This is a genomic window from Mesorhizobium sp. G2-6-1 (assembly GCF_055809095.1).
Genome location: NZ_CM147896.1, coordinates 3,542,704 through 3,555,144, shown reverse-complemented (window position 1 = coordinate 3,555,144; position 12,441 = coordinate 3,542,704). Strand labels below are relative to the sequence as shown.

Annotated in this window: 10 protein-coding genes and 1 pseudogene; 4 read left to right on the top strand and 7 right to left on the bottom strand. The window is 54.7% G+C overall.

The window, feature by feature from the left end; translation table 11 throughout:
- Positions 1-29 precede the first annotated feature (29 nt).
- On the bottom strand, positions 30-1,217 hold the full coding sequence (locus tag AC0L7S_RS17110; RefSeq protein ID WP_473472108.1) for a glycine C-acetyltransferase: 1,188 nt from the start codon (positions 1,215-1,217) through the stop codon (positions 30-32).
- Positions 1,218-1,541: 324 nt separating this feature from the next.
- Here AC0L7S_RS17110 and AC0L7S_RS17105 point away from each other — a divergent pair, with 324 nt between their 5' ends.
- The 4 genes from AC0L7S_RS17105 (at position 1,542) to AC0L7S_RS17090 (ending at position 6,597) form a co-directional block, all read left to right on the top strand.
- Positions 1,542-3,617 carry a putative bifunctional diguanylate cyclase/phosphodiesterase gene (locus AC0L7S_RS17105; RefSeq protein WP_473472107.1) on the top strand — a complete coding sequence of 692 codons (2,076 nt, stop codon included), beginning with the start codon at positions 1,542-1,544 and terminating at the stop codon, positions 3,615-3,617.
- A gap of 144 nt (positions 3,618-3,761) precedes the next feature.
- Positions 3,762-4,223 (top strand): preQ(1) synthase, encoded by a 462-nt coding sequence (gene queF, locus AC0L7S_RS17100; RefSeq protein WP_473472106.1) that lies wholly within the window; start codon positions 3,762-3,764, stop codon positions 4,221-4,223.
- A 175-nt stretch (positions 4,224-4,398) separates the two neighbouring features.
- Positions 4,399-6,231 (top strand): DNA mismatch repair endonuclease MutL, encoded by a 1,833-nt coding sequence (gene mutL, locus AC0L7S_RS17095; protein ID WP_473472105.1) that lies wholly within the window; start codon positions 4,399-4,401, stop codon positions 6,229-6,231.
- A 132-nt stretch (positions 6,232-6,363) separates the two neighbouring features.
- On the top strand, positions 6,364-6,597 hold the full coding sequence (locus AC0L7S_RS17090) for a DUF2093 domain-containing protein (RefSeq protein ID WP_473472104.1): 234 nt from the start codon (positions 6,364-6,366) through the stop codon (positions 6,595-6,597).
- Between the two features lie 33 nt (positions 6,598-6,630).
- Here the strand turns inward: AC0L7S_RS17090 and lpxK are convergent, their stop codons facing one another.
- The 6 genes and pseudogenes from lpxK to AC0L7S_RS17060 form a co-directional block, all read right to left on the bottom strand.
- A complete protein-coding gene (gene lpxK / locus AC0L7S_RS17085; RefSeq protein WP_473472103.1) occupies positions 6,631-7,659 on the bottom strand; it encodes a tetraacyldisaccharide 4'-kinase in 1,029 nt (342 codons plus the stop codon).
- A 1-nt stretch (position 7,660) separates the two neighbouring features.
- Entirely contained in the window at positions 7,661-8,977 is a 1,317-nt protein-coding gene (gene waaA, locus AC0L7S_RS17080) for a lipid IV(A) 3-deoxy-D-manno-octulosonic acid transferase (RefSeq protein WP_473472102.1), read from the bottom strand.
- Positions 8,974-9,748 (bottom strand): annotated as a pseudogene (locus tag AC0L7S_RS17075) (lysophospholipid acyltransferase family protein). The gene waaA and the pseudogene AC0L7S_RS17075 overlap by 4 nt, the downstream one beginning before the upstream one ends.
- 14 nt (positions 9,749-9,762) lie before the next feature.
- Positions 9,763-10,008, bottom strand: coding sequence for a DUF4170 domain-containing protein (locus tag AC0L7S_RS17070; RefSeq protein ID WP_473472101.1), 246 nt, complete (start codon positions 10,006-10,008; stop codon positions 9,763-9,765).
- Positions 10,009-10,170: 162 nt separating this feature from the next.
- On the bottom strand, positions 10,171-10,977 hold the full coding sequence (locus AC0L7S_RS17065) for a 3'(2'),5'-bisphosphate nucleotidase CysQ (protein WP_473472100.1): 807 nt from the start codon (positions 10,975-10,977) through the stop codon (positions 10,171-10,173).
- The gene (locus tag AC0L7S_RS17060) at positions 10,964-12,307 is read right to left on the bottom strand and encodes a TldD/PmbA family protein (protein WP_473472099.1); all 1,344 of its coding nucleotides are present in this window, start codon (positions 12,305-12,307) and stop codon (positions 10,964-10,966) included. Before AC0L7S_RS17060 ends, AC0L7S_RS17065 begins: the two co-directional genes overlap by 14 nt.
- Between the last annotated feature and the right edge of the window lie 134 nt (positions 12,308-12,441).

Below are 12,441 nucleotides of genomic sequence, written 5' to 3'. Positions count from 1 at the left end.
CCTCTTTAACCCATTGAATTTTAATATAATCAGGAAATCATGCCGAGTTCACGACCTACCGTCCCGAACGCCTCGATAGCCCGATCAATATCGGCACTGGTATGTGCAGCCGACATTTGCGTTCTGATACGCGCTTGCCCCTTCGGCACGACAGGAAACGAAAAACCGATAACGTAGATACCGCGCTTCAGCATCCGTGCCGCCATCTCCTGCGCCAATGTTGCGTCACCCAGCATCACCGGAATGATTGGATGATCAGCCCCGGCAAGGTTGAAGCCGAGCTTGCCCATGCCTTGCCTGAAGCGTGAAGCATTGTCATAAAGCTTTCGCCGCAGTTCGCTACCGTCGGCAATCAAGTCGAGCACGCGAAGCGATGCACTGGCGATTGTCGGCATCAGCGTGTTTGAAAACAAATATGGTCTGGAACGTTGCCGCAACCAATCGACGACCGGCTTCTTGCCCGCGGTGTATCCACCTGAAGCGCCACCCAAGGCTTTACCAAGCGTACCGGTAAGAATGTCGACCCGCCCTTCAACACCACAATATTCCACTGATCCACGACCGTTTTGTCCGACAAAGCCGACCGCGTGACTATCGTCCACCATCACCATCGCATCATATTTTTCAGCCAGGTCGCATACGCCTTGCAAATTGGCGATGATGCCATCCATCGAGAAAACACCATCCGTTGCGATGAGTTTGAACCGGCTTTCCCCAGCCTTCTTCAATTCTTCCTCAAGAGCCGCCATGTCATTGTTTGCGTAGCGGAATCGCTTGGCTTTCGACAGGCGTACCCCGTCGATAATCGAAGCGTGGTTCAGCGCATCAGAGATGATTGCGTCATCTTCTCCAAGCAGTGTCTCGAATAACCCACCATTGGCATCGAAGCACGAGCCATAAAGGATCGTATCCTCCATACGCAGGAACTGCGATATTCGCGCCTCCAGTTCCTTGTGTTCTTCCTGTGTGCCACAGATGAAACGAACCGACGCCATGCCATAACCATAGCGATCGAGTGCCTTTTTTGCCGCGTCACGCAACTCTGCGCTGTCGGCAAGTCCCAGATAGTTATTGGCACAAAAATTCAACACTTTCTCGCCACCAACCTCTATCTCGGCTGACTGGGTCGAGGTGATCACGCGTTCAGATTTGTAAAGCCCTGCGGCTCTCAATTCATCGAGTTCGCTGGCGAGGTGAGATAGAAATGCCGTTGTCATGTTTCAATTCCGTTATCTTGGTCTAACTGTCGCGCCCACGCCGTCAAAAATCCAATGCAAATGCGACATGCGTCGCAATGTCGGCGTGAAATCCGGTGATGTAAATGGACAGCCCCTGAGCTTCAGGCAAAACTGGATAAGTGGCAAGATCATCTTGGGCAAGAATGATGAAAATTGATTCTAATACAGAAAGGTCGCGGCAACCAATTAGTTAGTTATAACATACTAAAAGGAGTATATTTCCTACAATATTCAAGCTGTTAACCCCTTCTCGGGCACGATGCCGGTTCGCGGAGTCCACGTAGCCAGGGGCCAACATCGAGAATGACTCAATATCCGGCACAGTTTGTATCTGGCAGGTTCATCTTCCTGATAAAGGGAGCGTATTGGATTGCGCTGCTTCTGATAGCCGCGATGGCGCTCGCCGCTTTCCTGTTGCTTCAGCAGGTGATGACGGCTCAACAGCATGACAAGCAACTGTTTGATCTTGTCTCCACGCAAAAGGCACTTTCACAGCGCATCGTCTTTCTCGCCGGAGCGGCTGAAACAGCCCCGCCAGAAACGCAACCAGATCTCGTTAGCGAGTTGAAGTCCGCGACCGATCGATTTGAGAAGAACTATGATCGCCTACTTGAGAAAACCGCTGCCGATCCCACTTCACCTACCCGGTTCGATCCTCAATCGGTCAATAGCGTATTTTTTTCAAGACCCTATCATCTTGACTATTTCTCGGTGAACCTCGCCGCGACTGGATGGCGGTTGGTTTCGGCAATGGAAGCGAGCCTGAACAAAGATCGGCCAGGCGCTGAATACAAAGGTGGCAGTGGCACTGTTCCATTAGATGGAAAAGTAGCAAACGCCACCCTCTCCGGCTACGCCGCGCTGGAACGGCGCATTGGCGCGCTGGCAACCCAGCGATCAGAGGCCCTGCTGGCTCTGCATCGCAAGCTGTTCTTTTCTACGATCGGCGTGATTTTTCTGACGGCATTGTTCATTTTCCGCCCAATGTCCAATGCGATATTGCGCAAGACACATGAGCTGGTCGATGCCCGAAATTCCATGGCCTTCATTGCTGTACATGACGGGCTGACAGGTCTGCACAACCGCAGCTTTTTGAAAGACCATTTTGATACGCTGATTCAAGGGGCAAAACGGCGCAGAGAACGCATCGCTGTCATTCAATTCGATCTTGATCGCTTCAAGCAGATCAATGACACGCTTGGTCATGCTGCTGGCGATTACGTGCTGGTCGTGACCGCGCAGCGAATGCGCGAGGTTTGCCGTGCATCTGACATTTGCGTGCGGCTCGGCGGAGATGAATTCGTCATGGTGCTCAACGCTGCCGGCGATACACGAGATATCGATATGGTCGCCAGCCGAATACTCACCAAGATCAATGAAGCTGTGTCATTTCAGGGAACAACGATTTTTCCCGGTGCCAGCGCAGGCATTGCCGTCTATCCCATCGATGCCGATAGCGCCCAGGATTTGCTGGTACATGCAGACCTTGCGCTCTATTCCGCCAAAAATCAGGGTGGTGGTACATTTTCATTCTTCTCGGAGGAGTTGCGGCTCGAACTTGAACGGCGAAAACAACTCGAAAATGACATCAGACTTGCCATCATCGAAGAAGCATTCGAGGTTTATTTCCAACCCCAGGTCTCGCTTGCCGACGGTACAATCACTGGTGTCGAGGCTTTGGTGCGCTGGAATCATCCGACACGGGGCATGATATCGCCGGGCGAATTCATCCCGGTTGCAGAAAAATGTAGTGTCATGGCTGGCATTGGCCGCATCGTCATCAACAAGGCGCTCAGCGAAGCCGCAAACTGGTATCGAGCTGGAATTCCCTTCGGCCGCCTCGCCGTCAACGTGTCGGGAGGCGAATTGCGTGAGCACGACTTCGACACCTTCCTGTTTGAAACGCTGGAACGAACCGGGTTGCCGCCAGAAAAACTCTCGTTGGAGATTGTTGAATCGGTAATTCTTGATGACGAAAAAACCGGCATCGCATCCAAATTACGGCAAATACGCGCAGCCGGGATACATCTTGAGCTGGATGATTTTGGAACCGGCTATGCGTCCCTCAGCCACGTCAACCCAAATGAGATAGACCGCCTGAAGATAGATCGTCGCTTTGTGCACAACATCAACGGCAATGACGACAACACGAAAATCGTTCGTGCGATTACCGAACTAGCTCGTGGATTGGGTATTTCTATCGTCGCGGAAGGTGCTGAGACCGAAGCCGAACTGGATACGCTGATGGCCATTGGTTGCGACCAGGTGCAAGGCTATTCCATCGCTTATCCGATGCCAAATGAACAGGCACGCGACTGGTTGGTTTCCCGCCGCTCAAAGAAACCGAAATTGAGAGTGTTGCAAGGACGAAGGGCTTGATTTGATCGGCCCAATGACCGAGAGGGCGAACGGGAAACTGTCGTCTTGATGGGTATTCCATCTATGAAATCACTATGACAATGCGCCGAGTTGTTCTATTGGCGGTGCGCACCACCTCTCATTATTTCAGTTCAAAAGCATCCGATGACACAAAGCGAACACCTCACCCAACTTGGTTCCAATGTCGAGTTGCCAAGCGGTCCTGATCAGGCGACCTTGGAAACCGTCCCCTTCACGCCGAGCGACGGACCACCCGCAATCGTGCGTTTCACCTGCCCCGAATTCACCTCTTTGTGCCCGGTCACTGGTCAACCCGATTTCGCCCACATTGTCATCGACTACGCTCCCAAAGCATTTCTTGTCGAATCGAAATCTCTCAAGCTTTTCATGACTTCATTTCGCAATCATGGCGCGTTCCATGAAGATTGCACCGTGATGATTGCGAAGCGCATCGTGAAAGCAACCAGTCCGATATGGCTGCGCATCGGCGGATATTGGTTTCCGCGTGGCGGTATTCCGATCGACGTGTTCTGGCAGACAGGAAAACCACCGGAAAACGCATGGATTCCCGATAGCGGTGTCACGCCCTATCGAGGAAGAGGCTAGATCACGATAGGTCTGGTTCAAATCGATCTGAAGTCATGATCGAGATCGATGCCGATAGAGCAATTCCAGAAAATTCCGCTTATCGGAACCAGAAAACCCGGGAAAATAATCAAAACGGGCGACGATGCTGACTTGCTCTATTTGACCGTGGGCGAGATCCATATAGAATGGTTTCATGCCGATCCGCCACCTTTCAGAAACGATGATCAACCAGATCGCGGCCGGCGAGGTCATCGAGCGTCCGGCAAGTGTTGTCAAGGAGTTGGTCGAAAACGCCCTCGACGCGGGTGCATCACGCATCGAGATTGTCACCGGCGGTGGCGGCCTCAACCTGATACGTGTCACCGATGACGGCCTTGGCATTCCAGCAGAAGAACTTGAACTTGCAGTTGCACGTCATTGCACGTCCAAGCTTTCTGAGGATATTCACGACATTCGCACCCTTGGTTTTCGCGGCGAAGCGTTGCCGTCCATAGGTTCGGTGGCGCGCCTTTCGATCCGCTCACGCACAGCATCGAGTGACAGTGCCTCCGAGATTGGCATCGAGGGCGGAAAGCTCTCGTCCATCCGGCCCGCAGCGGCCAATCGTGGCACAGCGGTCGAGGTGCGTGATCTGTTTTTCGCAACGCCCGCCCGTTTGAAATTCATGAAAAGCGAGCGCGCCGAAACGGCAGCCACCAGTGATATCGTCAAACGCATCGCCATCGCCTTCCCGCAAGTGCGTTTCACATTGACCGGCGCTGACCGCACCACATTGGAACTTGCCGCAACAGACACCACCAATGAGGGGATGCTGCGTCGCATCGCGCAGGTGATGGGCACGGACTTTCCAAAAAATTCAATTGTCATCGATGCCGAGCGCGAGGGAGTTCGCCTTACCGGCCACGTTTCAATCCCCTCGTTCACGCGTGGCAACGCACTAAATCAATATACCTACGTGAACGGGCGTCCGGTTCGCGACAAACTGATCGCTGGTGCCATACGTGGCGCATTTTCGGATGTGTTGCCGCGTGAACGCCACGCCGTGAGCGTTCTGTTTCTGGAAATTGATCCGGCAAACGTGGATGTCAATGTTCATCCTGCCAAGGCCGACGTGCGGTTCCGCGATCCCGGATTGGTCAGGGGCTTGTTCGTCGGCTCAATCCGCCAAACGCTTGCCAGCGCCGGCATCCGATCCGCCACGACAGGTGCTACCGGGATGGTGGCCGCATTCCAACCCGGTGGCACAGAATATGCGCGAACAGGTGCTGCCAATTTCAATCAAACACATCACGGCTCGTCATCAGCATCTGGTCCGGTCGGATTTGATGCGTTCAACTCGTCACAAAGACCATTGCATATGGGGTTTCGTGAAAGCCCACAGGAAGCCTTTGGCACGAGTGCGGACGCGCGCGCTGGTCTCTATGAAATGTCTGAAACATTGCTCCAGACACAATTGGGTGCGGCCCGGGCGCAGATTCATGAAAATTACATCGTCGCGCAAACCACCGACTCGCTGATCATCGTCGACCAACACGCGGCACATGAGCGGTTAGTCTATGAAACCCTCAAGAACGCGCTTCATGCAAAACCTGTCGCGTCTCAAATGCTGCTTCTGCCGGAAATTGTCGACCTCAGCGAAGATGACGCAGATCGTCTTGCCATGCATTCGCCGATGCTTGCGCAGTTTGGTTTGGGCATCGAGCGTTTCGGCCCTGGTGCCATTGCGGTTCGCGAAACACCGTCGATGCTGGGCGAAGTGGATGTGCAGCAACTCATACGCGATCTTGCCGATGAAATTGCCGACAACGATACCGCTGACACATTGAAGGATCGGCTGCATTACATAGCTGCGACTATGGCCTGCCACGGCTCGGTACGCTCCGGCCGTTTGTTGAAACCGGATGAGATGAACGCGCTGCTGCGCCAGATGGAAGCCACGCCCGGTTCTGGCACCTGCAACCACGGCCGTCCAACCTATATCGAGCTAAAACTCTCAGATATCGAGAAGTTGTTTGGCCGACGTTGAGATCAATGTTTCGATAACTCGCGCCATGCGCGCCGTTCATTCTCACACATGAACTGCCCCACAGATCTGCTTGGCGCTTGACCTGAACCGGATTTGTGCCGATGACATATTGATGAACACAGGTATTCTCAGATGATGAACCGCTTTGAAGGCCCTGCCGGCAGGGAAGCTCGCGTCCGTTATCTCGACGGCGATTTTCAGGTGACCAGCCCCGGCTCAATCGTGCGCTGCGCTGTGACCGGCGAGAGCATTGCGCTCGATGAACTCAAATATTGGAGTGTCGAACGACAGGAAGCTTATGTGGATGCCGCGGTGTCTCTGAATCGCGAGATCGAAATGCATCCGCACTTGCGCAGCCGAAGTTAAGCGACGCTGTTTGCAATACGCTACTGCTTCAATTCAGCCATGTAGTTTGCGTTGTCTCCACGCATCCAATGTCTCATCAATGATCCGCAGGGGCGTCTGATCCAGATCGAATGATACGTCGATTTTCAACACTGTCAGGCGATCGAGAAAATCCTGCGATGCCGCGCCGTGGCGCAGTCTGGCCGCATCCTTTTCCGTCGTTATCAAATCAAGACCAGCCGTGTCAGCCGTCAACATCAAATCATGCAGCTCGTCTTCGGCATAGAAGTGATGATCGGGGAACGCGCGCGTATGCGCAACCGTACCTCCAACTGAGGCAACCGTACTGAAAAATTTGTCCGGATGGCCAATGCCCGAAAATGCCAGAAATTGTCTTCCTGCGTGTGCTTTCGCGCCAAGTGGACGTGTGTGTGCCTCGAATATGGGTCTACCTGCACGCGCCACCTGACGAATAACAGCGTCGGCGGCTGTGCCCTCACCAATTTTCAACAATGCCGTGGTGTAGACCAATTGATCTACAATCTTTGCTCTCAGCGGTCCGCCGGGAATGACGCGCCCATTTCCCACACCATAACGGGCATCAATGACGATCAAGGCATAGTCGATGTGAATGCGCGCACTTTGAAAACCGTCGTCCATGATGAGGAAATCGCACCCATGTTCTTCCAGTAAGAGCCGCGCACCGGCGGCCCTGTTGGGCGTCACCGCCACCGGTGCGTGTTCAGCCAGCAGCAGCGGCTCATCACCCACATGTTTGGCGCTGTCGTGATCGGGATCGACGATATGCGGTTGGCTAAAGCCTCCGCCATGCCCGCGCGAAAGAATCCCGGGATTGAGGCGCATTCGTTTCGCTTGCTTGGCCAGAGTGATCGCAACTGGCGTCTTGCCAGTTCCCCCAACTGTAAAATTCCCGATACACAAAACGGGCGCGCCTATCATTTCGCGACGCGCCGATTGCATCATCCGCCCGGCAACCCGAGCATAGAGTGCTGAAAAGGGCGCAAGTGAAAACGAGCGCCAGTCGGGCGCATCCCACCAGAAGGGCGGTGCCTCGCTCGCCATATCAGTTTTCGTCCGCGCGCTTCAATCGCGCTTTCACGACAAGCGGCTGGATATAGGGACCAAGAGATTTCAAGGTACAGGCAAGGGCACCACGCATGTCGTCAATCGTCGCCGCCGCCGCCGCCATCATATCGCGGCGGGCAACCTCATTGGTCAGAAGATAATTGACGGCACCGGCCAGCATATCCCGGTCACGCACCAGTTTCGCGCCACCCTTGTCGAGCAGGCGTTGATAGGAATCGCGAAAATTCTGGACATTGCGGCCAGCAAGAACCGCTGTATCAAGCATCGCAGGTTCAAGTGGATTTTGCCCGCCTGTCGAAGTCAATGAACGACCGACAAACGCAATCTCCGTAAGCCTGAGATAAAGCCCCATCTCGCCAATCGTATCGCCCAGCAGAATATCGATATCATTCGTCAATATTGTGCCAGCGCTACGACGTGCAACTTTCAACCCCATCCCGTTCATCTGCTCGGCAAGCGCATGGGCTCGATCAGGATGGCGCGGCACGATGATTGTCAACAGGCCCGGATGACGCGCACGAAGGGTCATATGCACCTCGGCAGCCATCACCTCTTCACCCTCATGGGTCGAAACCGCACCCCATGTCGGGCGCTCGCCAATTTGGCGTTTCAGCGTGTGAAGCACTTTCTCATCTGCCGGCGGCGGTGCCGTATCGACCTTTAGATTACCAGACACGGTGACCGGGCGTGCGCCAAGTGCGCGGAAACGCTCTCCATCGACTTCAGATTGCGCGATCACATGTGCAAGGTTTTCAAACAAGGCTTCGGCAAGGTTTTCACGCTTTTGCCATGAAGCGAATGACCTGTCGGAAAGCCGTCCATTCACCAGAACTTGCGGCACCCTGCGTGCGCCAAGTTCAAGGATGGTGATTGGCCATATTTCAGATTCCGCAATGATTGCCAGATCCGGCTTCCAATGACTGAGAAATCGGCTGACCGCAGGCTTTAGGTCAAGCGGAACATATTGGTGGATCACGCGATCCGACAGACGCTCATGCACAACCTTGGCAGAGGTGACGGTGCCAGTTGTAAGAACGATATTGACGCCGTAATCGAGAATATTCTCCACCAATGGAATGACAGCAATGGTTTCGCCGACACTAGCCGCGTGAACCCAAATGAGCGGTCCTTCCGGCCGTTCTCGCCCGGCAATGCCATAACGCTCGCGAACACGCCCCCGATCTTCCTTTCCCCGGGAAGCGCGCCATGCAACATAGGGCCCAAGCAGAGGATAAGCTGCCGCGCCGAGATAGCGATACAACGACAATACCAATCGCGCGCCCCGCTCGCTCATCGGTGGCCGTCGACCAATTGGTGAGCTTGAACCGTGGCCGCATTCAGCGAGGTCGTAAGTTCCAGCCGCTTGCGTTCCATCTCGGCCTCGTCAGCATCCGCGGCCACAAATACCGGTGTGCCCATGACGATTGATGAATGCCCGAACGGCAGGTTGATCGTCGTCTTGTCCCAACTTTTTTCCAGAATTTTGCGGCGGCTGGTAGCAATGGCAGCCGGTAAAATCGGGCGGCCGGACAAGCGGGCCAGCAAGACAATGCCCATACCCGCATCACGCGGTGTCCCATGAGGAATATCCGCAATCATTGCGACATTCTTATCCGCAACGAGAGATTTCTTGAGAGCGATAAGTGCCTTGGCTCCCCCTTGTCGAGATGGCGGGCATTGTCTCGCCCCCGGAACCCCTCACCGCCTCTATCCCGAATTTCTCGATAACCAGCGCATTTATCTCGGCATCGGCGCTACGTGAAACCATAGCCACCAGCGGCCTGCCCTTCGGATAGAAGACAGGTGCCAACAGATGTTGGCCATGCCAAAGCGCAACGATGCCAGGCTCCAGTTTCGCATATTCGCCACCTGCGATCATGGAAGACCCGGGAACCAGTGGATTTGTCAAGCGTATGAAACGCAGCACCAGCGTCAAAAGATTTGCGATTGCCCCTTTGACGAATCGCGACTGCGCCAGGGGTTGGCGAATTTTTCGCCAAAAACGCTTCAATGCGCCGTTTCGCTTTTTGTCGAGCACGGGATTATCCGCCCCTGATGCTGCCATTTCCTGCTTCATTTTCAATCGTCTGCCTTACCGTCCGGATCAAGCAGCCGATGCAGATGGACCACGAAATAGCGCATATGTGCGTTGTCGACACTCGCTTGTGCCTTGGCTTTCCACGCTGCATGTGCTGTTTTATAGTCAGGATAGACTCCGACGATATCGAGCGCATCCAGATCGCGAAACTCCGTTCCTCCAAGTTGCGTCAACTCGCCACCAAGCACCAGATGCAGAAGCTGCTGCTTTCCTTCGTTCGTGCTCATCGTCATCCTTTGAAAACAATAGTTTAGCTGAATTTCCAGAGTTTATTGTGTATCAGTTCACGAGGCTTCGCTGGTTTTCAAACCCGCTGCACACTGCCCGCATAGCGACAATCAGCGGACCCTAAACTGAAGCCGTAAACATTTACACCTTCGTGCGCGCTTTCAGCCTTCATTCTCAGAGAGCACACCAGTCAGTATTTCGACCAATTTTCCACTTCCTGCGGCCAATGCACCGTGACGTGTTGCGTCAGTGGCATATAGCGGTCTTGCACCTTTGTCATTGAACAGACTGCCGCCTGCCTCCTGTAATATGAGATCGGCGGCGGCCAAGTCCCAATCATGAGAATTCGGCTTGACGAAACTTGCATTTATGACGCCGCTGGCAATCAGCGCAATCCTGTATGCAAGTGACGGGACATAGGCCACAGTCTTCATCTGGCTTTGCAGAGTGGCAGGCAGTCGATCAATGAGAGTTTTGGGCCCGGCGATCTTCGGTTTCTCGCTCGTCTCACCAACACTTATCTTTGCACCGTTCAGGAATGCACCGCTGCCTTTTGCTGCCCAGTAGGTTTCCTGCTTTGCCGGACATTCAAGCACGCCAGCCAGAGAGTTACCATTTTCGACCACAGCAACGCTGACACACCATGTCGGCTTGCCCGCCAGAAATGCGCGCGTTCCATCAATCGGGTCGACAACAAAGGTGCGCCGTGCTGTCAGACGAGCCAGATCATCTGTCGTTTCTTCCGAGAGCCAGCCATAGTCCGGCCTGTTCTTCAAGAGCGTCTCTTGCAAGAAATTATTGGCAGCATAGTCCGCCTCGCTCACCGGCGAGGTGCCGCCCTTCATCCATACTTCGGGGTTTTTGTCGAAGTAGCGCATGGCAATGCGGCCCGCCTCGCCTGCGGCCTCACGCAAAAGCGCAAGGTCATCTTCCACGGAGTTCTGGCTGGCTACGTCAGTTGCCGGCAAGGGTCATTCCTTCAATCAACAATGTTGGTGCCGCTGTTCCGAAATTCCGATCAAGATCACTTGCAGGCACCATCTTGAGGAACATGTCCTTGAGGTTCGACGCTATCGTGACTTCGGACACCGGATAAGCCAGCGCGCCGTTCTCGATCCAGAATCCCGAAGCGCCACGGCTGTATTCGCCCGTTACCATATTGACGCCCTGCCCAAAAACTTCAGTCACGTAGAAGCCCGATTTGAGAGAAGCAATCAGTTCCTCGGGAGATTTGTCACCCGCTTCGATGGCAAGATTGGTCGATGAGGGCGACACCGAAGAACCCCCGCGCGACCCTCGCCCGTTGGTCGCAAGCCCAAGCTCGCGTGCCGAGGATGTCGACAAGAACCAATGGTTCAGCACACCCTTGTCGACCATATGCAATTTTTCTCCACCAACACCTTCGCCATCGAACGGGCGCGACGCCTGACCGCGCCGACGCAGCGGGTCGTCCGTGACGGTGATGGATGCCGTTGCAATTTGCTTTCCCATCATATCGCGCAGGAAACTCGTTTTGCGTGCAACGGCAGCACCATTGATCGCCCCGGCCAGATGCCCGGCAATGCCGCGTGCGACTCGCGGGTCGAATATCACATCGACCGATCCGGTCGCAGCCTTGCGCGCGCCTATGCGACGGACCGCACGTTCACCCGCCTTGCGCCCGATTGCCTCCGGCGCGTCGAGATCGGAAAAATGTTGGTGCGAGGAAAATTCATAGTCGCGCTCCATGCCGGTGCCCTCACCGGCAATGACACTCGTCGAGCATGAAAAGCGCGTCGCGCTATATTGACCGACAAAGCCATGTGACGTGGCAAGAACCAGACCTCCCATACCCGCACTGGCACCGCTGCCAGACGAATTGGTGACACCTTTTACCGCAAGGGCTGCCTCTTCAGCCGCAAGCGCATCTTCCTTCAGGCGATCAACCGGCACATGTGTGTCATCGAACAGATCGAGATCCTGAATTGATGTCGCCAGAAGTGTAGGATCGGCAAGTCCCTGAAAAGGATCTTCCGGCGATACTTTCGCCATCGCCACAGCGCGCTCGGCAAGCGCCATAGGATCTGAGGTGGCGGTCGCCGATACGCTGGCCACCCGGTTGCCTACAAAAACACGAAGCGCGACATCCTCACCTTCGGATGCCTCTGTGCTTTCGACCTTTCCCAGCCGCACGGAAACACTGGTGGAGCGTCCGCGCACCGTTACGGCATCGGCTGCATCCGCTCCGGCTCGCTTGGCGGCTTCAACCAGCGCCGCAACGCGATCGGTTAGTCTGGTAGCGTCTGGCATGGTCGCCATATTTGCAATCCTGTGGTTCAACTCGTCTGCAACGTGGATACTCCATGCACCATCTATTGTTCCAGCCTCGCCAGCGCAATGGGAGATGGGGTATTCGTGTGTTATCTGCTACACAGCATTCAGCTTCGACATCA

Bases quoted from the DNA above. Each gene is read 5' to 3' on its own strand.
- mutL (WP_473472105.1), top strand. From the start codon at position 4,399: ATGCCGATCCGCCACCTTTCAGAAACGATGATCAACCAGATCGCGGCC.
- queF (WP_473472106.1), top strand. From the start codon at position 3,762: ATGACACAAAGCGAACACCTCACCCAACTTGGTTCCAATGTCGAGTTG.
- AC0L7S_RS17070 (WP_473472101.1), bottom strand. From the start codon at position 10,008: ATGAGCACGAACGAAGGAAAGCAGCAGCTTCTGCATCTGGTGCTTGGT.
- AC0L7S_RS17105 (WP_473472107.1), top strand. From the start codon at position 1,542: ATGACTCAATATCCGGCACAGTTTGTATCTGGCAGGTTCATCTTCCTG.
- waaA (WP_473472102.1), bottom strand. From the start codon at position 8,977: ATGAGCGAGCGGGGCGCGCGATTGGTATTGTCGTTGTATCGCTATCTC.
- AC0L7S_RS17110 (WP_473472108.1), bottom strand. From the start codon at position 1,217: ATGACAACGGCATTTCTATCTCACCTCGCCAGCGAACTCGATGAATTG.
- lpxK (WP_473472103.1), bottom strand. From the start codon at position 7,659: ATGGCGAGCGAGGCACCGCCCTTCTGGTGGGATGCGCCCGACTGGCGC.
- AC0L7S_RS17060 (WP_473472099.1), bottom strand. From the start codon at position 12,307: ATGGCGACCATGCCAGACGCTACCAGACTAACCGATCGCGTTGCGGCG.
- AC0L7S_RS17090 (WP_473472104.1), top strand. From the start codon at position 6,364: ATGATGAACCGCTTTGAAGGCCCTGCCGGCAGGGAAGCTCGCGTCCGT.